Genomic DNA, 21,171 nt, shown 5'->3' on the forward strand with positions numbered 1-21,171 from the left:
GGCGTCCGGCCCGCCGCCGCACCGCGGCGGCGGGCCGGCGGGGTTCAGAGCAGCGCGTCGGCGGCCTTGGCCGCGTCGGCGAGCGCCTGCTCGGGGGTCTTCTTGCCGATCAGCGCGGCCTGGATCTCGGGGGCGAGGACGCCCATCACCTCGCGGCTCTTCTCGTTGAGCGGGCCGACGGTGGTGCTGTCCAGGGTCTTCTCCATCTCGGTGTTCACCGGGTCCTGCGGGTACAGGGCCCCGGCGGACGTCTTGGCCGAGAAGTAGCCGCCGGCGACGTCGTACGCGGAGGCGACCGACGGCGCGGTGACGAAGGTGACCCACTGGCCGGCGGCCTTCTTGGCCTTGCTGCCCTTGAGGATGGACAGGCTGCCCACGGTGCCGTAGCCGACGCTCTTGGCGTCGCTCAGCGGCGGGAAGATCTTGATGTTCTCCGTGCCCCAGAGCTTCTCGACGTCGGCCGGGACGTGCTGCCAGGTGCAGGCGACCTTGTTCTTGGCCACGTTGGTCTGCTCGAAGGCCGGGATGCTGGTGATCAGGTCCTTCTCGACGTAGCCGCCGTCGACGAGCTGTTTGAGGAAGGTCAGTGCCTTGACGCCCTCGGGGCCGTTGAACGCCACGGACGTGCCGTCGGCGTTGAACACGTCGCCGCCGGCCTGCCAGAGCAGCGGGTAGAAGGACTGGTTGAGCGTGGCGTTCGGGTCGGCGTAGTAGTTGGTGGCGTCGAAGCCCTTGGCCTTCAGCTTCGGCGCGAGGGCCAGCAGGTCGGCCCAGGTCTTCGGGTACTCGGTGATCCCGGCGGCGGTGAACACCTTCGCGTTGCACATCAGCGGGTTGCTGCTGGTCAGCAGCGGTGCGCCGAGCATCTTGCCGTCGAGGGTGACGGCGGCCCGGACGTTCTCCCGGTAGTCGGCCTTCGCGTCGGCGGGCAGGTACTCGTCCACCGGCTCGATCATCTTGTGGAACTTGCCCAGCTGGTCGGGGATCAGGTAGACCACGTCCGGGCCCTTGCCGCCGGCGATCGCCGCGGTCAGCGACTCCTCGCGCTTGGCCCACGGGAAGATCTCCACCTTGACGTCGATGTCGGGGTGGTCGGCCTTGAACGCGGCGACCTGCTTGTCCCAGAAGCCGCGGTGGGTGGCCTCGTCGGGGATCACCGGGTAGATCCACATGGTGACGCTCTCCTTGTCGCCGCCGGCGTCGGAGCCGCCGCAGGCGCTGAGCAGACCGGCCACCAGCGCGGCGGCCGCGACCGGTGCGAACCTTCGAAGTCTCATCTGTGCGTTCCTCTCTCAGTGGTTCACTGCGCGGGCACGGTCACGACCGTGCCGGTGTGCCGGGCCGTCTCGGCGGCGAAGACCGCGAGGTGGCTGGCGAGGGTCTCGTCCAGCCCGGACCGGATGTGGTGGCTGTCGCCGGTGGCGACGGCGCGGACGAAGGCGTCCATCAGTCCCGTGTCGCCGCCGCCGTGGTCGTCGGCGGCGGTGGACCCGCCGACCGTGGCGGCGTCGAGGATCTCGATCCGGTCGGTGCGAAAGTCGTGCACCCGGACCCGTTCGCCGTCGCCGGAGAGGGAACCGTGGGTGCCGAACAGCTGGGTCTGCCGGTGGGTCTGCTCGGTGAAGGCGGCCATGGTGAAGCTGGCGGTGACGCCGCCGGTCAGCTCCATCGCCACGACCTGGTGGTCGACGACGTCGTTGTCGCCGGAGTACACGCACCGGCCGTACGGGCCGGTGCGCAGCGCCTCGATCAGCGCGGCCTCGTCGGTGCCGTCGGTGACCACGCTGACCGGCCAGATCGACCCGCGCTCGCGCAGCACCGGCAGGTACAACTTCGGTGCCGAGTACGGGCAGCCCGGCTCGGCCGTGCAGTCCAGGCACCGCGCGGCGGCGCCGGCCGGCGCCTGGTCGGGCCGGAAGTGGTGGAGCCCGCCGAAGCTGGCGACCCGCTCGATACGCCGGCCGGTGACGTAGCCGAGCCAATCCAGGTCGTGGCTGGACTTGGCGAGCAGCATCGGGGTGGCGAGGTCCTCTCGCCGCCAGGGGCCGCGCACGTAGGAGTGGGCGTAGTGCCACCAGCCGACCGGTTCGAGGTGCTGGGCGCTGACGATCTCGCCCAGCACCCCGCTGTCCACCACCCGCTTCACCAGGTCGGTGTAGGGGGTGTACCGCAGGACGTGGCAGACGGCGAACAGCACGCCGGTGGCGCGCACCGCGTCGACGATCTCGCGGCACTGGTCGGCCGTCGGCGCGAGCGGCTTCTCCACCAACAGGTGCTGGCCGGCGTTGGCGAACGCGACGGCCGGCTCGACGTGCATCCGGTCCTGGGTGGCGACGATGACCGCGTCGGCCGGTACGTCCGCCGCCAGCAGGTTTCGCCAGTCGCTGAACTCCGCCGCGCCGGGGTGGGCGGCGGTGACCAGGCTCCGCTGGTGCGGACGCGGGTCGGCGACCGCGACGATGCGCGCCCGCGCGGGGTTGGCGGCCACCCACCGGGCGTACGTCTGGCCCCGGTTGCCCACGCCCGCCAGCGCGACCCGCACCGGCCGGTCCTGCTGTTCCACCTGGCTCCTCGCCTTCTCTCGCTGCTGCGGTGTGGTCAGACCGTCAGGTTCCCGGCGTCGCGGATGCGCGGGCCGGCGGCGGGTAGCTCACGGGAGACGCCCTCCTCGACGCACCCGGTGTGGTGCAGGTACGAGCCGTCACCGAAGCCGGCGTCGGCCAGTCGCAGCTTCCCGCCGGTGAACTGGGTGCCGACGGCGGAGTACCGATTGGTGCCGGCGTCGACGGTGATGTGCGCGGTGCCGGCGTCGGAGGTGGTGCTGAGGTAGCCGCCCAGCTCCCACCGGACGACGCCGGTGGCCGCGGCGCGGGACAGCAGCGCCTTGGCCGTGTTGGTTCCGCTGAGCACGGCCCCGCCGCCGACGCTGATCCGCTGGTCGGCGGTGCCGGCAAGGCGGACGCCGGCGTTGGTGAAGGTGCCTCCGCAGACGCGCAGGTCGGCGGATTTGACGGTGACCGGCGCGGCGTCGGGGGCGCCGACGAGGGTCACGTCGGTCAGGTGCAGCTGCCCGCTGCCGCTGAAGGTGTGCCCGTCGACCCCGCGGACGGTGGTGCGGACCAGGTGCACCGGCGTGGTGACGTTGGCCTGCACCACGTCCGTGCCGGCGGTGGCGAGGGTGAAGGAACAGCCCTCGATGACGTTCGGCCGCTGCGACCGGGTGGACTGCTGCGAGATGATCAGCGTGTCGTCGGCGGAGCAGCCGCGCAGCTGCACGCCGTCGGCGTTGACCCACAACATCCCGGAGCCGGCCAGGCCGGCCTTGCGGATGACCTGGACGTCCTCCAGGGTCAGGTCGGTGATCTTCACGCGGGCCACGAACCAGGAACAGACGTGCTTGCGCACGGTGATCCGCTTTGCCGCCGAGCCCCAGGCCGCCCCGGAGTTGGCGAAGGTCATGAGCCCGGAGTTGCCGGTGTAGACGAGGTCGTGCTCGTACTGGCCGTGGGTGACGAAGGGGCCTTGGTCGTCGCCGTCGCCGTGGCAGTTGGTGACGTACCCGTACGCCGAGGCGGTCCAGTCGTTGAGGTGCCGGGCGTTGGAGGTGCGGCAGTCCTCGACGTGCCCGTACAGGCAGTAGATCTGCTGGGTGAGGTAGCCGGCGCCGCCCCAGGTGACCGAGGTCGGGTTCTTCAGGCTGCATCGGGCGGTGTGGAAGTGCGTGCACCAGCGCCGCATGATCACCGGCCAGAAGCTGCCGGTGGCGTCGATGTCGGCGACGTCGCAGTGCACCGCGTACTCGTAGGCCACGGGGTGGGAGCCGGTGTACTGGTCGGCGCCGTTGCCGGTGAACACGAGGTTGCGTACGTGCACCCGGCTGACCGGCTCGATGCGGGTCCAGGTGAGGGTGCGGCCGGCGGCCAGCTCCCAGCCGTTCTTGTAGTTGACCCGGATGTGGGTGCCGTCGACGATCTGGGTGACCTGGACGAGTTTCTGCAGCTCCCGCTCCCAGCTGCCGGCGAGCCGGTTGACCTCGACGGCGTACCACTGGCCGACGGTGAGCGCCGAGGAGTCGGCGACCTGGAACGTGTCCCAGCCCTCCCGGACGACCTCGGTCAGGGTGTGGGTGCGTACCTGGTCGGTGACCTTTCCGCGGAAGAACAGCACCGCGGCGAACGGGTCGTCGCGGCCGGCGTCCTCGATGCCGTCGGTGGACATGGTGTGCCCGCCGAAGTCGAGCACGAGGTCACTGCGGGTGAACCGGTGCCGCTTGACGAAGTGCAGGTCGGAGTGGGCCTCGATGCGGTGCACGGTGGGGTCGTTGACCATCGCCTCGAGGGCGGCGTCGGCGGGGGTCTTGGCGTCGAAGATGCCGAAGTGCCGGAACTCGACGGCGCCGTCGTGCAGCTGGAGCCAGCGGCCGGGCCGGTCGTTGGCGGGGGCGAGGACGGTGCCGCCGTTGCCGGCGGCGGTGCTGGCGGCGTTCCAACGGAACATGCGGGCGGCGCCGTCGCCGGCGGCGTGGTAGCCGTCGACGTGCACGACCTGCCCGGCGCGCAGGGTCTGGGGCCTGACGGCGAGCAGCGCGGCGACGGTGCCCACGTGCAGCACCCCGTTGAGGCCGGGGGCCAGTGGGGTCGGCGGGCCGTCCGGCTTGGCGGCGGCGGCGGTGGCGGTGGCGGTGGCGGGGGAGAGGGCGAGGGCGGTGCCGGCGAGGGCGAGCCCGCCGAGCCCGGAGGTGCGCAGCAGGGTGCGGCGGGAGGTCGGGTCGGAGCGGTTCATGGGTGTCTCCTCTTCCGGGGGGGCGATCAGAGGGCGAGGTTGTCGCCGGTGACGACGCGGGGGGACTCGGCGGGCAGCTCGCGGGCGACCCCCTCCTCGACGCACCCGGTGTGCAGCAGGGTGGAGGCGGCGCCGAAGGCCGCGTCGGCGAGCGTCAGCCGGCCGCCGGAGAAGCCGGCGCCGACTGCGCGGTAGCGGTTGACGCCGGCGTCGATACGCACGTGCGCGGTCTGCGGGTCGGCCGCGGTGCTGCGGTAGTCGCCCAGCTCGATCCGGACGGCCCCGGTGCCGGCGGCCCGGGTCAGCAGGGCCCGCCGTGCGTTGGTGCCGGTGACCACCGCGCCGCCGTCGACCACGAGGCGCTGGTCGCGCACGGCGGACAGCTCGATGCCGGTGTCGGTCAGCGTGCCGCCGTGTACCACCACCTCGGCCGCGCCGACCAGCAGTGGCGCCGCGCCGGGCGTCCCGGTCAGCGTGCAGTCGGTGAAATGCACCGGACCCGGGCCGCGCAGGATCGCGCCATCGAGGCCGCGGAAGGTGGTGCGGACGAAGTGCACCGGGTTGCTCACCGGGGTCTGCACGATCACCGTGCCGGCGGGCTGGTCGAAGTCGCAGTCGGCGATGATCGTGGGCCGGGCCGAGCGGGCCGAGCGCTGGGCGATGCTCAGCGTCCGCGCCGAGCAGCCGCGCAGCTGCGCGCCGTCGGCGTTGACCTGGAGTGTGCCGGCCGGATCGAAGGTCGAGCGCGGGATGACCCGCACGTCCTCCAGGGTCAGGTCGGTGATCTTGGTGCCGGCGACGAACCAGGAGCAGAGGTGCCGGCGGACGGTGATCCGCTTCGCGCTGATGCCCCACTGGCCACCGCTGTTGGCGATGTCCATCAGGCCGGAGTTGCCGGTGAAGACCAGGTCGTGCTCGTACTGTCCGTGGGTGGTGAACGGGTTGCCGCCAGCGTCGTCGCCATCGCCGTGGCAGTTCTCCACGGTGCAGTACGCCGACGCGGTGAGGTCGTTGAGGTGCCGGGCGTTGGCGCTGCGGCAGTCCACGACGTGCCCGTACAGGCAGTAGATCTGCTGGGTCAGGTAGCCGGCGCCGCCGTACATGACGGTCGGCGGGTTCTTCAGGGTGCAGTTGGCGGTGGTGAAGTGGGTGCACCAGCGGCGCATGATAACCGGCCACCAGGTGCCGATGGCGTCGATGCCGGACACGTCGCAGCGCACGGCGTACTCGTAGGCGACGGGGTGGGAGCCGCTGTACTCGCGGTCGTCGGGCCCGGATCCGGGGTACTCGCCGGTGAAGGCGACGTGGCCGAGGAAGACCATGTTGCGTACGTGCGCCTGCCGGACCGGCTCGACCCGGCGCCAGGTGATCGTGCGGCCCGGCTCCAGCGTCCAGCCGTTGAGGTAGCCCACGCGGATGTGGGTGCCGTCGACGATCTGGGTGACCTGGACCATCTTCTGTAGTTCGCGCTCGTCGGCGCCGCTGAGGGCGTTGCTGGTGGCGGTCCACCACTGGCCGACGGTGAACCGCGCCGAGTCCGGGACCTGGAACACGTCGGTCAGCTCGGGGACGGTCTCGGTGAGGGTGTGGGTGATCACCGTGTCGGTCACCGTGCCGCGGAAGTAGAGCACCGCGCCGAACGGGTTGTCGTGGGTGTTGCGCTCGATGCCGTCGGTGTGCACGGTGTGCCCGCCGAAGTCCAGCTCGATGTCGCTGCGGCCGAATGTGTGCCGCTTGACGAAGCGCAGGCCGGTGTGGGCCTCGACCCGGTGGATCGCCGGGTCCGTGACCATGGCGTCCAGCGCGGCGTCGGCGGGGGTCTCCCGGCCGAAGATGCCGAAGCGCCGGAAGTCGCCGAGCCCGTCGTGCACGGCCAGCCATCGGCCACGCCGGGCGCTGCCGTTCGGGTACGGGTCGTGCACGGTGCCGCCGTTGCCGGCGGCGGTGCTGGTGGGGTCCCAGCGCAGTATGCCGCCGCCGCCGTCGCCGGGGGTGTGGTAGCCGGCGACGCGCACCAGCGTGCGGGCGGCCAGCGTGGCGGGAGTGAGGGCGGCCAGCTCGGCGACGGTGTCGACGCGCTGAACCTGGCCGTGGGGGGTGGGTGCGGACGTGCCAAGTAGACCCATGGAGAGCCTCAACCTTCGCGGTCCGGCCGGCCGGCGGGACGCCGTACGGCGGTGCTGGGGGCCTGCGGGCACCACGGGGGAGCCGCAGGGCGGGGGAAGGTCGGGCAAACGCGCGAGGCGCGCAGGCGGCGGAGCTGCTGACCGGAACGCCCGGCGCCGGGGCTGCGGCGCGACGGGAGTCAGCTGTTCGCCCGAGACGGCCGCGACCAGGGGTCGCGACCCGTCACGGCCAGGGCCGTGACGTTGGCGGGAACGTTAAACAGCAGGTGAACCGGCTGTCAAGCGGTCTGTTCCGCCGGGACCTGGCCGAGCCGGACGGAGATGGCCTCGGCGGCCTGTCGTACCTGTCGGCCCAGCTCCTGGTAGCGCCAGCTGGGTAGACCGAGCTTCAGCCCGGTCACGCTGATGGCGCCGCAACACAGGCCGGTGTGGTCGCGCAGGGCGCTGCCGATGCAGAACACCCCGTCGGCGTCCTCCTCGTCGTCGAGGGCGTACCCGTCCTTGCGGACGTCGTCGAGGTGGGCCAGGAGCGAGTCCAGGTCGGTGATGGTGTGGTCGGTGCGCCGGGGCAGGCCGATGCGGCCGATCAGCTCGGCAACCTGCGGCCGGGTCATCTCGGCCAGCAGGGCCTTGCCCAGCCCGGTGCAGTGCGGCAGTTCGCGGGTGCCCATCCGCAGCTCGATCTGGATGCGCTCGCCATTGCCGACCTGGTCGATGACGACCGCGTGGGACCCCTCGGGGACGGCCAACCGGGAGCTGAGGCCGGTGTCGCGGGTCAGCGCGGCCAGCACCGGGCGGGCGATGTCACGCAGCGACAGCTGTTCCTGGGCGCGGCCGCCGAGTCGGGCCAGGGCCATGCCGAGCCGGTAGCGACGGTTCATCCCCTCGCCGTCGTCGGCGGCCAGGCCGTGGTGGCACAGCGTGTGCAAGGTGGCGAACGCGGCGCTCTTGGACAGGCCACAGGCGCGAGCGACGTCGGTGACGCTCAGCCCTCCGCCGGGGGTGGCAGCGGACAGTACCTCCAGCACCTCGGCGGCGCGGCTGACGCTGCGCACCAGGTAGCGGGAGCTGTCCCCGTCTTCGGTGGTGGTCATGGTCCTTCTTTCGGTCAGGGAAACCAGCACTGTTCGCCAAGGCCGAACAATGTAACAAATCTGTTCGGAGAAAGGCTGCCCTGGCTGTTGACCTCCGCGATTTGGCCTGACTAATATACCGAACATCGTTTGGCAGGACCGAACAGTGTTTGGAAACTTGAGTGGTTTCCTCCCGCGGCGGACAAACCGCGGTGCCGCGACCGGGCTGGGTCGCCGCGCCGCAGCGATGAGGAGAAGGTGTGAACTCACGATCGGCCCCGTCCGGCGCCACCCTCGCCGAGCGGGCACGCCGGGTCATCCCCGGCGGCGTCAACAGCGGGCAGCGCAGCATCCCGGGCCTCACCGAGCTGGTGATCGCCAGCGCCTCCGGCGCCCACTTCTGGGACACCGACGGACGCCAGTACACCGACTACCACGCGGCCTTCGGCCCGCCCCTGCTCGGCCACAACGACCCCGACGTCAACGCCGCCGTCACCGAGGCCGGCAAGCGGCTCGACCTGTGCGGGGTGGCCGTCACCCACGGCGAGATCGAGCTCGCCGAGACCCTCGCCGAACTGATCCCGAGCATCGAGAAGGTGCTCCTGACCAGCACCGGCAGCGAGGCAACCTTCCATGCCCTGCGGGTCGCCCGCGCCGCCACCGGCCGGCGCCTGGTGGTCAAGTTCCAGGGCTGCTACCACGGCTGGCACGACTCGGTCAGCCTCAACGTCATCTCCGCCCCCGACCGGGTCGGCCAGGTCGACCCGATCTCTACCGGCATCCTGCCCGAGGTCCTCGACGCCACCCTCGTGCTGCGCTTCAACGACGTGGCCGCCGTCCGGGCCGCCTTCGCCGCCCACGGCGCCGACATCGCCGCCGTCATCGTCGAGCCGGTGCCACACAATGTCGGCTGCCTCCTGCCCGAACAGGAATTCCTCCAGGCCCTGCGCGACGAGTGCACCCGGGCCGGCAGCGTCCTCGTCTTCGACGAGGTGATCACCGGCTTCCGGCACGACCTCGGCGGCTGGCAGAAGATCAGCGGCGTCACCCCCGACCTGACCACCCTCGGCAAGGCCATCGCCAACGGCTACCCGATCGGCGCCCTGGGCGGTCGCGCCGACCTGATGGACCTGTTCAGCACCCGCCCCGGCGCACCCGCGTTCTTCGCCGGCACCTACAACGGCCATCCGGCCGTGGTCGCCGCCGCCCTCGCCACCCTCGGCAAGCTGCGCGCCGAACCCGTGCACGAGCACGTCTACCGCCTCGGCGAGCGGGCCCGCGCCGGCATCGCCGAGGTCCTCGCCGGCCTCGGCGTCCCCGCCGTGGTCACCGGCCACGGCTCGGTGTTCGTGACCTACTTCATGCCCGGCCCGGCACCGAGTAGCTACGACGACCTGCTGCGCAACGATGCCGCCATGTTCATCGGCTACCGTCGGCGGATGCCCGAGCACGGCATCTTCGAGCTGCCGCTGAACCTCAAGCGCAACCACATCTCGTACGCCCACACCGACGCCGACATCGACCACCTGGTCGAGGCCACCCGGGCGGCCGTCCGCGACACCCTCGCCTCCGGCGGGGTGACCGAGCTGGCCGGCACCGCCACCATGGGCGGCGCGGCCGCCGGAGGGGAAGGGTGCTGATGCTCACCGTCGACAAGACCCGGCCGGTCGGGCCGGCGGGGCGGATCAGCCGGGTGGAGACCCTCACCCTCGGCACCGCCTGGCGCGACTTCTCCTACGTGCGGGTGCACACCGACGCCGGGCTGACCGGCGTCGGTGAAATCACCCACCCCTACCGGACGCGGGAGACCTGCCAGCTCGCCGAGGCGATGGCCGGGCGGCACCTGATCGGCGCCGACCCGTTCGACGTCGAGGAGATCTGGCTGCGCATGTACCAGGGCGACTTCCTGCGCGGCGGCGACGTCGGCGGGATCGTCGTCTCCGGCGTCGACCAGGCCCTCTACGACATCATGGGCAAGGCCCTCGGCGTGCCCGCGTACCGGCTGACCGGCGGCGCCTGCCGTGACCGGGTACGGGTCTACGCCAACGGCTGGTACACCGGCGACCGGGAGCCGGCCGCGTTCGCCGAACGGGCGCGGGCCACCGTCGCCAAGGGGTACACCGCGCTGAAGTTCGACCCGTTCGGCGCCGGCCTCGGTGAGCTGTCCCGCGCCGAGCTGCGCCGCTCGGTCGACATCGTCGCCGCCGTCCGCGCCGCCGTCGGCCCCGAGACCGAGCTGTTCGTCGAGGGGCACGCCCGCTTCGCCATGCACACCGCCGCCCGGCTCGTGCGGGAGTTGGAGCCGTTCGACCTCGGCTGGTTCGAGGAGCCGCTGCCGTGGACCCACATCGAGCGCTACGCCGAGCTGCGCGCCCGGGCTACGATGCCGATCTCCGGCGGCGAGCACTTCCACAACCGCTACGAGTACGCCCGGCTGTTCGCCACCGACGCCGTCGACATCATCCAGCCCGACCTCTCCATGGCCGGCGGGTTCACCGAGGTACGCAAGATCGCCGCCATCGCCGACGAGCACGCCATGGTGGTCGCCCCGCACAACTCCAACTCGCCGCTGTGCACCACGGTTTCCGTGCACGCCGTCCTCGGAATGCCCAACTTCAAGATTCTTGAGACCTTCGACGGGCTGCTGGAGGACTACGTCTTCGACGCGGTGCGGGGCGCCCTGCCGGTGGTCGACGGGCACATCGACCTGCCCACCGGCCCCGGCCTCGGGGTCGAACTCGTGGACGAGGTGTTCGCCGAGCACCCGCCGAGCCACGGCTTCTGGAACATGTTCGCCGAGGGCTGGGAGAAGCGGGACCGCAGATGATCGTCGACGTGCACTCGCACCTGTTCGACTGCCCGGACCACGTCGGTGACCCGTTCGCCGCCGAGGCCTCGCGGGCGCACGGCGGTGAGGTCGACCTGACGGTGCGGTGGTCGGAGTACGCGGCCACCGCACCGGCGGACACCCGCACGATCGTCGTCGGAGGGAAGGCCCGCCGGTCCGGGCTGTGGGTGGACGACGCCGCGGTGGCCGCGTACGTGGCCGCCCGGCCGGACCGGCTCATCGGGTACCTCGCCCTGGACCCCACCCAGCCCGAGTGGCGCGACGAGCTGGAGCACGGGCACCGCGACCTCGGGCTGCGCGGCATCAAGCTGATGCCGATGTACGCCGGCTTCGACCCCGCCGACCCCGCCCACGACGACCTGTACGCCTACGCCGAGCGGCACGGCCTGCCGCTGCTGGTGCACACCGGCACCACCTTCGTCTCCGCCGCGCCGCTGCGCTATGCCCTGCCGGTGCACCTCGACGAGGTCGCCATCCGCCACCCCGAGCTGCGCATGGTGCTGGCCCATCTGGGCCACCCGTACGAGGGGGAGTGCATCGCGGTCATCCGGAAGCACCCGCACGTCTACGCCGACGTCTCCGCGCTGCACTACCGTCCCTTCCAGCTCTGGCACAGCCTGCGGCTCGTCCAGGACTACGGCGTGTGGCACAAGCTGATGTTCGGCAGCGACTACCCCTTCACCACGGTCGACGCCTCGATCGAGGGGCTGCGGGCGGTGGGCCGAGTGCCCGGCATCCCCGGCCTCGACCCGCTCGACACCGAGCAGGTCGAGCAGCTGATCCACCGCCCGTCACTCGACCTGCTGGGGTTGGCATGACCCGCGTCACGCCCTCCTTCGACCTGTCCGGCCGGCTCGCCGTGGTGACCGGCGCCGCGCGAGGGCTCGGCGCCGCGTTCGCGGTCGGCCTCGCCTCGGCCGGTGCCGAGCTCGTGGTGGTGGACCGGCCCGGTGTCGACCTCGGCCCGGTAGTGGCCGCGGTGACCGAGCACGGCCGACCCTGCCACCCGTACCCGTTCGACCTGTCCGACACCGCGGCGATCGCCGCCTGGGTCGACGGGCTACGCCGTGACCGCGGCCCGGTGCACATCCTCGTGAACAACGCCGGCGTGGCCCGGTTGGAGCACTTCAACGAGATCACCGTCGCCGCGTGGCGCGAGGTGATGCGGGTGAACGTGGATGCCGTCTTCTTCCTCGCGCAGCGCGTCGCCGAGCACATGATCGCCGACGCGGTGGCCGGCCGCATCGTCAACATCTCCTCGAAGAACGGGCTGGTGGCCGAGGCTGGGCTGGCTCACTACAACGCCTCGAAGGGCGCCGTCGAGCTGCTCACCCGATCGCTCGCCGCCGAGTTGGGCCCGCACGGCATCACCGCCAACACGATCGCTCCCGGCATGATCGCCACGCCGATCGACGGCGACTTCCCCCTGGACCGGCAGGCGTTCGAGGCCGCCTGGCAGGAGCGGATCCCGTTGCGCGGTGGCTATGGCACACCGGCCGACTGCGTGGGCGCGCTCCTGCTGCTGGCCTCCGACGCCGGCCGCTACATCACCGGCACCCATCTCGTCGTCGACGGGGGAGTGCTCGCCGACCAGATGCCCCGGCTGCGGTTCATGCCGCCGTACCGCAGCACACTCTGACCTCCCGCCACGCCGCGTCGGAGGTGCCCGCCCGTACCGCTCGGAAACCCGGTTCTGCCCTCTGGGGTGTGGTTCTGTGCGGCCCAGCCAGCCGACCGCGAGGCGTGGTGGCGGGCATGTTCCTGTCCTTCGGGTACCTGGTCTTGTGTCAGATCCTGCGGCTCGTGGGGCAAGGCCTGCGTCGCGAGCGGTCCAAGGATCTCCAGATTCTTGTGCTGTGTCATCAGGTCGCGGTGCTGCGCCGACAGGTCGCACGTCCGGACCCCGAGCCCGTCGACCGGTTGGTGCTGTCAGCCCTGTCGCGGCTGCTGCCTCGGTTCCGCTGGTCGACGTTCTTCGTTACCCCCGCCTTGCTGCGGTGGCCTCGGGCGAACGCGTACGCGGAGCGGTGGGCTCGCGGAGGGTCCACCTCTCACCGGTGCGGTGGTGGTTGCGGCCAGGGCCGACGGTGCAGGGGCAGGCGACGGCGTCGGTGAAGAGGTGGCGGAGGTGGCAGCGGTCCCTGGCCACCGCTGACAGCATGTTCGGTATTCCCTTGTCGGCCAGGTCGTCGGGCGCGTCGAGAAGGTGACATTGACGTAGGTGTCGGGTTCCCATTCCCAGCGGGCCTCGTCGTCGGTGTCGGCTTCGTAGTAGCCGTGGGTGCCGGGGCGGACGGTGACGGCGTACCCGCGTTGGTCGTACAGCCGGGCGGTGGACAGGCGCGGGTTCGACGTCGGCTGCGGGGTCGCGGCGGTGCGGGCGGCGACCTCGTCGACGGCGGGATCACCGGCCAGGACCAGCCGGAACTCGACGCCCATCGCTGCCCTCTCCTCAGTCTCGCCGGATGATCTGGTGGATCGTGCTGTCGGGTCTGACCATGACCAGTTCCTTCAGCCCGTCGATCGGTGTACGGCAAAGGACCGCGAAGAAGAAGCCGAGTTGATTGGCGAACCGCCCCTTGACCTACGGGAGGCGCTGCTCAAGCTCGGTAGGCACCCGAGCCGATCTGCACGTGCTCGATGCCGACGCGGCACCGACCGGTGCTGAGCCGTCCCACCGCTTCCTGTGCCGGGCACGCCGACCGCCGGTGCCGTCGGCCGGCGTCTGAAGCGGTCAACGGCCCGGGGCCGCGGGGAGGTGGTTACCGGCTATGCCCAACCGTAGACGGAGGTCGACGCCGGGAGCCAGCGGTGCTTCGTATGCGCCGTCCTCGGTGAAGAGGGCGGCGATCGCGTCCGGGTTCCGGGTGACCGCACCGGCGTGGACGTACCGTTCGAAGACTTGCTGGTGTATGAGTGCCACTCTCCAGTTTAGCCCGGTTACCCGTCGGACGGGGTGCAAGCGATTCTGATGATGGTTGAAAACCCGATCGATGCCGCCCCACTCGGTCGCCGCCCGGATCGCTCAGTGTCCGCCGCGGATCAGGTCGAGGGGGGCGGTGCGGATGCCGAAGTGCTGCCGCAGGGCGCGGCCGGCGGCGTGCAGCCCGGACATGCCGTGCACGGCCGGGCCGGGTGGGGTGGAGGCCGAGCAGAGGTACACGCCGGGCAGCGGGGTCCGGTACGGGTCCCAGCGGGCCGCCGGCCGCATCACCAGCTGCCACCCGGTGACCGCCCCGCCGGAGATGTCCCCGCCGACGTAGTTCGGGTTGTGTGCGCCGGCCTGTGCCGCCGGCACCACGTGGGTGGCCAGGATCAGGTCCCGGAAGCCGGGCGCGAAACGTTCCACCTGGGCGACGATCTGGTCGCTGACGTCGCGCGGGGAGCCGTTCGGCACGTGCGCGTACGTCCAGAGCACCTGCTTGCCGGCGGGTGCGCGGGTCGGATCGACCACGCCGGGCTGCACCGCGAGCACGTACGGGCGTTGCGGGTGCCGGCCGCGTACCACAGCGGTTTCGGCGATCCGGGCCTCGGTGGCCGAGCCGATCAGGTGCAGGGTGCCGGCGCGGGCGCATGCCGGCTCCGCCCACGGCACCGGCCCGGAGAGCGCGAAGTCGACCTTGCAGGCGGCCCCGCCGTACCGGAAGGAACGCAGACTGCGCACGTAGCCGGCGGGTAGCCGGTCGCCGGCGATGCGCAGCAGGCCGGCGGGGGAGACGTCGAGCAGGACCGTGCGGGCCGGCGGCAGCTGGGCCAGGTCGTCGATCCGGTCGCCAGTGACCACCCGGCCGCCGAGTTGCCGTAGTCGGTTCACCATCGCGTCGGTGATCGCCCGGCTGCCACCTGCGGGGACCGGCCAGCCGACCGCGTGTCCGAGGGTGGCCAGCAGCAGGCCGGCCCCGGCCGGGGCGAGCCGGCGCGGCGGGGCGATCGCGTGCGCCGCCACCCCGGCCAGCAGCGCGGCGGCCTCCTCGGTGCGGAACCGGGCCGCCGCGGCCGGGGTGCCCTGTTCCAGGGTGCGGATCCCGAGCAGCAGTGCGGCGAGCGGGTCGCGGGGCACCCGGCGCAGGTCGGACATGGCCGTGTCGACCACTCCCGACCAGCGTCGGACCAGCGGCCCGAGCAGGGACCGCCAGGCCGCCCCGTCGCGACCCAGCCCCTCGGCGGTGCGGTCCAGGTCCCGCCAGGCCAGCGCCGCCCGCCCCCCGTCGAGCGGATGGGCGTACGGGATCTCCGGCTGCAACAGCCGTACGCCGTGCGCGGCCAGGTCGAAGGCGCGGAAGAAGGGCGAGCCGAGGGCCATCGGGTGCACCGCCGAGCAGACGTCGTGCCGGAACCCGGGCAGGGTCAGCTCCTCGGTCCGGGTGCCGCCGCCGGTGGTGTCGGCGGCCTCGTGAACCTGGACGCTCAGCCCTGCCGAGGCGAGCACCAGTGCGGCGGCCAGCCCGTTCGGGCCGGAGCCGACCACCACCGCGTCCAACCCGCCGGCTGCGGTCTGCGCTCCCATGGTGTGCCCTCCCGCCTCAGACCAACGCCTGTTCCGCAGCCAGACTGGCGTAGAGCGCATCGGTGCGGACCAGCTCCGGATGCGAACCCACGGAACGGGCCGTGCCATTCTCCAGCACGACGATCTTGTCGGCGGCGAGGACCGTGGAGAGCCGGTGCGCGACCACGACCACTGTGGTCCGGCGGGAGACCTCCTGGATCACCTCGCGCAGGGCGGCCTCGTTGGCGGCGTCCAGTTGCGAGGTCACCTCGTCGAGCAGCAGCAGCCGGGGACGGCGCAGCAGCGCGCGGGCCACCGCGATCCGCTGCCGCTCGCCGCCGGACAGGGAGAGCCCCCGGTGCCGGATCGGGGCGTCCAGGTCACCGCCGAGCCGGTCCAGCAGGGTGCTGAGCCGGGTGGTCCGCAGCACCGCCCGGATCTCCTCGTCGGTGGCGCCGGGGGAGGCGTACGCGACGTTCTCCCGCAGCGTCCCGGCGAGCACCGCGACGTCCTGCTCGACGTACCCGATGGCGGCGCGCAGCTCGGCCAGCGGCCAGTCGGCCAGCGGCCGGCCGTCGACGAGGATCCGGCCCTGCTGCGGCTCGGTGAAGCGTTCGATCAGGGCGAGCACCGTGGTCTTGCCGGAGCCGGAGGGCCCGACCAGGGCGGTCAGCCCGCCCGCCGGCACGGTCAGGGTGAGGTCGCGCAGGGCCGGTTCGTCCCGGTCCGGGTACCGGAAGCAGACCTCTTCGAACACCACCTCCGCCGGCCCGCGGGCCGACCCCGCCCCGGTCGACGTGCTGGTCGGCCCGCCGGCTCCCGCCGGGGCACCGGTTCCGGTGGTCGCCGGGCTGGCTGCCCTGACCGGCGGCGCGGGGGGCAGGTCGATCGGTTCGGTGGGCAACGCGTCGATCTCGGCGATCCGGGTCAGCGCCGCCCGCCCGATCTGCAGGTAGGTGCCGGCCCCGACGAGCTGCATCACCGGGTGGCTCAGGTAGGCCACGTAGAGCAGGAAGGCCACCAGCGCCGAGACCGGCATCGCGCCGCTGGCCACCCGCGCGCCGCCGACCCCGAGGACCACCAGGAACGCGACCTGGATGGCCAGGCCGGCGCTGGTGCCCGCGACCGAGCCCCAGCGGGCCAGGCTCACCCCTTGCCGGTACGCGGTCAGCGCCGCCGCGTCGATCCGGGCCGCCTCGGTGGCCTCGGTGCCGGAGGCCTTCATGGTGGTGAACGCGCCCAGCGCCCGTTCCAGGGCGGCACCCATGTCGCCCACCGACTCCTGGGAGCGCAGCGCGGCGGCGCGGATCCGGGGCATCAACAACCCCATGATGACCACCAGCAGCACCACCACGACCGCGGTCACCCCGAGCAGGGCCAGATCGACCACCGCCATCAGCAGTACCGCGCCGAGCAGCATGACGCCGCCGGTGAAGATGTCGATCAGGGACTGGCTGGCGATCTGCCGCAGCAGCATGGTGTCCCCGGCGACCCGGGCCAGCAGGTCGCCGGGGGCCTGCCGCTGCAACGCCGGCACGGTGAGCCGCAGCAGGTGCCGGACCAGGCCGCGCCGCCCGTCCAGGGCGACCGCCTCGGCGGTGCGCAGGATCAGGTAGTTGCCGATCCCGAGCAGTACGGCGGCGATGATCACCAGCCCGGTCAGCACGACCAGCGCCCGACCCACCCCCTGACCGGCGGTGAGGCCGTCGATCAGCGCCTTGGCGGCCAGCGGCTGGGCCAGCCCGAGCAGGCTGGAGAGGAGCAGCAACACGGCGGCGGCCACGAACGGCCCCCGGTGTGGCCGGACGTACCCGGCGATCATGCGCAGCCAGTGCCGCTCACCGGCGGCCGGGGTGCTCACCGGTCACCCGGGGCGCGGTAGACGGTGACGTACATCGGTTCCGTGCCGGTGAACTCGTTGCCGGCCCAGTCGCTGTGCCGGGCCAGCGGGGCCAGTCCGGCCTGTTCGGCGTACCCGTCGACCTCGTCGGGGGTGGTGAGCCGGCTCAGCTCCGAGGCGATCCGGGACCGGCCCCCGGAGATCCAGATGTGCGCCAGGTGCCAGATCCCGTTCGCCACGTCGATGGTGGAGTACGACAGCAGCCCGGTGTCCTGGCCGGGGTAGGGCACGAAGAAGGAGTCCCGGGCCCGGCCCTGGTTGAGCACGGCCAGCGCGAACTGCGGGTTGTGGGTCTCCACCACGAGGATCCCGCCGGGGGCCAGCCGGGCGGCGGCGGCCTGCACGACCCGTTGCTGCTCCTGCGGGTCCAGCAGCATCGACAGGGTGCCGCAGACGCAGTAGACCAGCCCGTACCGGCGGTCGTCGGACCAGTCGCGGATGTCGCCGTGCACCGGCGTGACCGGGCGGGGCCGGTCGGCCAGGGCGGCCCGCAGCGCGTCGAGCATCTCCGGCGACGAGTCCACCCCCACGATCTCGCCTACCCGGTCGGCCAGCGGCAGGGCGATCCGGCCGGTGCCGACGCCGAGCTCCAGGGTGGGTGCTCCGCCGCCCGGGTGCAGGCCGGCGAGGTAGGCGACGGCCGGCTCCGCAGCCGTCCCGCCGGGGAAGAGTTGGTCGTAGAAGTCGACGAACTGGCGTCCGTAACCGCTGTCGGCGATCTCAGTCATCTCGGGGTGCCCTCCGGCAACGGTTCGAACGGGGAGACCAGCAGGTAGTCCGGCTGGTGGGATTCGTCGTAGCCCGCGCTGCGGGCGATCACGAACTGGAATCCCCGGGGTACGTCGGCCCCGGCGTACTGCCGGCGTACGGCGTGCGCGACGAAGTCCCGCAGCACCTCGTACGGCGCGGTGGCGGTGATCTCGACGCCGGGGGTGCCCAGGTGCACGATCAGATCGGCGCAGATGTCGAAGATCGCCTTGTCCTGCCGGCGTTCCGGGAACCAGACCACCTGCCGCCAATGCCGGCGCGGGATCTGGGTGGTCTCCACCCAGCGGGTCTGCGTGCCGTCGGCGGTGAGCACCCGGTGCAGGACGTGGAAGTCGTGCTGTGCCGGTTCGGGGGCGAAGAAGCGCCAGTTGCCGATGAGCAACCCGGGCACGTCGTAGCGGCGGAACCGGTCGAAGACCTGTTGCGGGTGCTGACTGAGCACGGTCACCCCGAACCAGCCGACCAGGCCGGCGGTGATCGCCGTGGTCAGTGGGCGCAGGTCGGAGCCGACCCGGCGGCTCATCGCCGGACCTCCGGCCCCGGCCCGGTGACGTCGTCGACGAACGCGGTGAGGATCTTGACGACCTCCGCGGACCGGTCGGCGTCGGTGAGGATCTCGTCGTGGTCGGCGTCGGCGATCAGGTGCCGCTCGGCCCGGGGTGCCGCGGCGGCGAACTCGTCGTGCAGGTCGGCCTGGACGGAGTCGGTCCGCGCGGTCCGTCCGGCCGTCACCACCACCAGTGGTACGTCGATCCGGGGCAGCCCGGTGCTCTCGTCTTCGAAGCGTTCCTGCACCACCCGCCACTCCCGCCGGGCGGCGGCCCAGAGTTCCGGGTCGCGGTACTGGGCCAGGGCGAGCGGGCGGACAGGCTCGGGCAGCCGGTCGATCCAGGGGGCCCGGGGCAGCAGCGAACCGAATCCGGCCCGCAGGGAACCGGGCATGATGGCCAGGGTGCTGGTCAGTGCCCGACCGCCCTCGGCCTGCCGCAGGGAACGGCGTAGTTCGGCGGGGTGGCTGGAGTCGACCAGGGCCACCCCGCGTACCTGTCCGCCGAGTTGTTCGGCGGCGAGCAGGGCCAGGTAGCCGCCGAGTGAGTGGCCGACCAGGACCACCGGGCGGTCGCCGGCCACGTGCCGGGTCAGCTCGACCAGGTCGTCGACCATGGTCTCGAACCGGTACTCCCCGGTGCCCCGGTAGCGGCTGGCACCGTAGCCGGCCCGCTGGTAGGTGACCGTGGTGAACCGGTCACCGAGCGGACCGGCGATCCGCTCCCAGTGCTCGGCGGTGGCGGCCATCCCGCTCTCCAGCACCACCAGCGGCCCGTCGCCGGTAGCCCCGCCGGACCGCCCCCCAGCCCCGCCGGACCGCCCCCCAGCCCCGCCGGACCGCTCCCCGGCAGGGGTGGTCCGGTCGGGTGGCGGGTTGCCGGCGTACCGGTAGGACAGGACGTTGCCGGCGGCGGTGGTGAAGGTGCGCTCGTCGCCGCGCCCCCGCTCGATCAGCCGACGCCGCCGGATTCGGGCGACCTGGCCGGCGGCGAAGAGCACCAGCCCGGCGGCCGTCGCCACGGCGGGCAGGGTGTCGTCGCGCCGGAAGCCGGCCGCGTCGCCGGTGCGTTCCCGTGGCCGGGTGGTGTAGGCGACCGCCGGATAGGTGGAGGTGAACGCCCAGAAGAACCGGCCGAGCCCCATCACCCGCGCGTTGACCAGGTGAAACGCCCCGGCGGTGGCGAGCAGGTACGGCGCGGGGCGGCCCTTCGCGGCGTAGGCCAGCGGGAAGGCGCACTCCATCGCCAGCACCCCGTGGGCGGCGAGTTTCGTCAGCCGGGGGTAGCGGCGCATCAGCTGCCAGACCTGCGGGTCGCCGTAGGTGAGGGTCCGGGTGATGCCGGGCAGGGCGCGTCCGCTGCGCCAGGTCTCGCTGGGCAGCTTGGCCCACCCGGAGACCGTGTACGACAGCACCGACTGCAGGGCGACGAACCAGAGGCAGGCGTCGACCACGGCGGGTCGGCGCTGGCCGGCGCGGGCGGCGGTGGTGAGCGCCTGGACCAGGAAGGAGACCTGGTCGGCGCCGTCACTGCCGTAGAGGTGCTGGGCGTGCAGCGCGGCCTGGCTGCCGGTGAGCATCGCGTTCGCGGCGACCCGCTGCCGGCGGTTGAGCGGCAGCCAGAGCGCGGCCGCCGCGACGGCCCGGCTGACGTGCAGCGCGGTGGCCACCCGGTCGTTGGCGGCCAGGTCCAGCGCCCGGGTCAGGCGGGGGGCGTGCTCGTGGAAGGTACGCCGGTTGACCGCCCAGTTGTTCGCCCCGCCCCGCTGCCGGTCCCGGCTGCGGGTGAGGTACTCCAGGCTGGCGAAGAGGTGGGTCACCGAACTGATCCGCTCGGTCCAGTTCAGCACGGCGGAGCGGTCGAACGTGGCGGGCGGCCGGAGCCGGCGGTGCCAGGGTGCTCTCTTCATGGGTCAGCGCTTCCTGATGGTGCGGGGAGGACCGGGGCGGGACGGGTGGGCCGGTGGACCGCCGCGGCGGTCCACCGGCCCGGGTACTGCTACCGCGATCGCGTCATCACTTCGGGACCGGCCTGGTCCCGCCGAGGTTGCGCCCGGCGACGTAGCCGGCGCCGAAGAGCGCCGCCACCGAGCCGACCAGGCCGACCCCGGCCGCCACGGTGACGATGGTGGCCGGAGTGGCCAGCACCGGCATCCCGCCGACCTGGTTGTATGCCTCGTCGCTGTGGATCGGGATCGTGGCGAGGGCGGGGTCCGCGTTCACCCTGTTGGCGAGAACGGACATGGATCACCTCCTGACTGGCGGTACGGGTTGTCGGGCGACTACTTCGGCTGGGGCCTGGTGCCCTCGGCCATGTTGCGGGCGATGCCCACCATGTAGCCGGCGTGGAACGCCACGGCGCCGACGGCGACGCCGAGCGCCACCGCCGTCGGGGTGGCGAGCACCGGGGTGAGCCCGGCCAGCCCTTGGGCGGTCCGGTCGGCCTCGGTGAGCTCACCGAACATCTCCAGGGAGATGTCGTTGGTGTGGTCGACAAGTGCGGTCATCTGGTTCACCTCCCTCGAAAGCTCTCAGCCAGTGTGAAAGGCGGCGCGCAGGCCGTTCATCTCAGCTAAATTCCTGAGTCGCTAGGATGTCCGAGGGGGTCGCCGCCGTCAACCACGGAGAACGGGGTCCACCC

16 protein-coding genes and 1 pseudogene are annotated in these 21,171 nt (G+C 72.4%); 4 read left to right on the forward strand and 13 right to left on the reverse strand.

Annotation, left to right across the window (positions count from 1 at the left end):
• Positions 1–44 precede the first annotated feature (44 nt).
• The 5 genes from OHQ87_RS04655 to OHQ87_RS04675 all read right to left on the reverse strand — a co-directional run bounded on the left by OHQ87_RS04655 (position 45) and on the right by OHQ87_RS04675 (position 8,002).
• Positions 45–1,277: an ABC transporter substrate-binding protein gene (locus OHQ87_RS04655; protein ID WP_328345250.1), complete on the reverse strand. Its 1,233-nt coding sequence runs from the start codon at positions 1,275–1,277 to the stop codon at positions 45–47.
• A 23-nt stretch (positions 1,278–1,300) separates the two neighbouring features.
• Entirely contained in the window at positions 1,301–2,563 is a 1,263-nt protein-coding gene (locus OHQ87_RS04660) for a Gfo/Idh/MocA family protein (protein ID WP_328345251.1), read from the reverse strand.
• 35 nt (positions 2,564–2,598) lie between these two features.
• Entirely contained in the window at positions 2,599–4,782 is a 2,184-nt protein-coding gene (locus OHQ87_RS04665; protein ID WP_328345253.1) for a hypothetical protein, read from the reverse strand.
• Between the two features lie 26 nt (positions 4,783–4,808).
• The gene (locus OHQ87_RS04670) at positions 4,809–6,908 is read right to left on the reverse strand and encodes a hypothetical protein (protein WP_328345255.1); all 2,100 of its coding nucleotides are present in this window, start codon (positions 6,906–6,908) and stop codon (positions 4,809–4,811) included.
• Positions 6,909–7,186: 278 nt separating this feature from the next.
• A complete protein-coding gene (locus OHQ87_RS04675) occupies positions 7,187–8,002 on the reverse strand; it encodes an IclR family transcriptional regulator (protein WP_328345257.1) in 816 nt (271 codons plus the stop codon).
• 239 nt (positions 8,003–8,241) lie between these two features.
• Here OHQ87_RS04675 and OHQ87_RS04680 point away from each other — a divergent pair, with 239 nt between their 5' ends.
• From OHQ87_RS04680 to OHQ87_RS04695, 4 genes are read left to right on the forward strand one after another with little or no spacing between them, the layout of a single operon-like run.
• Positions 8,242–9,621 (forward strand): aspartate aminotransferase family protein, encoded by a 1,380-nt coding sequence (locus tag OHQ87_RS04680; RefSeq protein ID WP_328345259.1) that lies wholly within the window; start codon positions 8,242–8,244, stop codon positions 9,619–9,621.
• Positions 9,621–10,808 carry a mandelate racemase/muconate lactonizing enzyme family protein gene (locus tag OHQ87_RS04685; protein ID WP_328345261.1) on the forward strand — a complete coding sequence of 396 codons (1,188 nt, stop codon included), beginning with the start codon at positions 9,621–9,623 and terminating at the stop codon, positions 10,806–10,808. Before OHQ87_RS04680 ends, OHQ87_RS04685 begins: the two co-directional genes overlap by 1 nt.
• Complete coding sequence (locus OHQ87_RS04690) at positions 10,805–11,647, forward strand: amidohydrolase family protein (protein WP_328345263.1); 843 nt, start codon at positions 10,805–10,807, stop codon at positions 11,645–11,647. The genes OHQ87_RS04685 and OHQ87_RS04690 overlap by 4 nt, the downstream gene beginning before the upstream one ends.
• The gene (locus tag OHQ87_RS04695) at positions 11,644–12,468 is read left to right on the forward strand and encodes an SDR family NAD(P)-dependent oxidoreductase (protein ID WP_328345265.1); all 825 of its coding nucleotides are present in this window, start codon (positions 11,644–11,646) and stop codon (positions 12,466–12,468) included. Before OHQ87_RS04690 ends, OHQ87_RS04695 begins: the two co-directional genes overlap by 4 nt.
• A 501-nt stretch (positions 12,469–12,969) precedes the next feature.
• Here OHQ87_RS04695 and OHQ87_RS04700 read toward each other — a convergent pair.
• The 8 genes and pseudogenes from OHQ87_RS04700 to OHQ87_RS04735 all read right to left on the reverse strand — a co-directional run.
• Positions 12,970–13,268 (reverse strand): annotated as a pseudogene (locus OHQ87_RS04700) (SitI3 family protein); the annotation flags it as partial.
• Between the two features lie 586 nt (positions 13,269–13,854).
• Positions 13,855–15,336: a phytoene desaturase family protein gene (locus tag OHQ87_RS04705; RefSeq protein WP_328345267.1), complete on the reverse strand. Its 1,482-nt coding sequence runs from the start codon at positions 15,334–15,336 to the stop codon at positions 13,855–13,857.
• 16 nt (positions 15,337–15,352) lie between these two features.
• Positions 15,353–17,176, reverse strand: coding sequence for an ABC transporter ATP-binding protein (locus tag OHQ87_RS04710; RefSeq protein WP_328345269.1), 1,824 nt, complete (start codon positions 17,174–17,176; stop codon positions 15,353–15,355).
• Entirely contained in the window at positions 17,173–17,943 is a 771-nt protein-coding gene (locus tag OHQ87_RS04715; protein WP_328345271.1) for a class I SAM-dependent methyltransferase, read from the reverse strand. The genes OHQ87_RS04710 and OHQ87_RS04715 overlap by 4 nt, the downstream gene beginning before the upstream one ends.
• On the reverse strand, positions 17,940–18,506 hold the full coding sequence (locus OHQ87_RS04720; protein ID WP_328345273.1) for a DUF5819 family protein: 567 nt from the start codon (positions 18,504–18,506) through the stop codon (positions 17,940–17,942). Before OHQ87_RS04720 ends, OHQ87_RS04715 begins: the two co-directional genes overlap by 4 nt.
• A complete protein-coding gene (locus OHQ87_RS04725; RefSeq protein WP_328345275.1) occupies positions 18,503–20,440 on the reverse strand; it encodes an alpha/beta fold hydrolase in 1,938 nt (645 codons plus the stop codon). Before OHQ87_RS04725 ends, OHQ87_RS04720 begins: the two co-directional genes overlap by 4 nt.
• Positions 20,441–20,546: 106 nt before the next feature.
• Positions 20,547–20,774, reverse strand: coding sequence for a hypothetical protein (locus tag OHQ87_RS04730; RefSeq protein ID WP_328345277.1), 228 nt, complete (start codon positions 20,772–20,774; stop codon positions 20,547–20,549).
• A gap of 38 nt (positions 20,775–20,812) precedes the next feature.
• Positions 20,813–21,037 carry a hypothetical protein gene (locus OHQ87_RS04735; RefSeq protein ID WP_328345279.1) on the reverse strand — a complete coding sequence of 75 codons (225 nt, stop codon included), beginning with the start codon at positions 21,035–21,037 and terminating at the stop codon, positions 20,813–20,815.
• Positions 21,038–21,171 lie beyond the last annotated feature (134 nt).

The organism is Micromonospora sp. NBC_00421 (assembly GCF_036017915.1).
In the GTDB taxonomy this organism is placed as follows: domain Bacteria; phylum Actinomycetota; class Actinomycetes; order Mycobacteriales; family Micromonosporaceae; genus Micromonospora.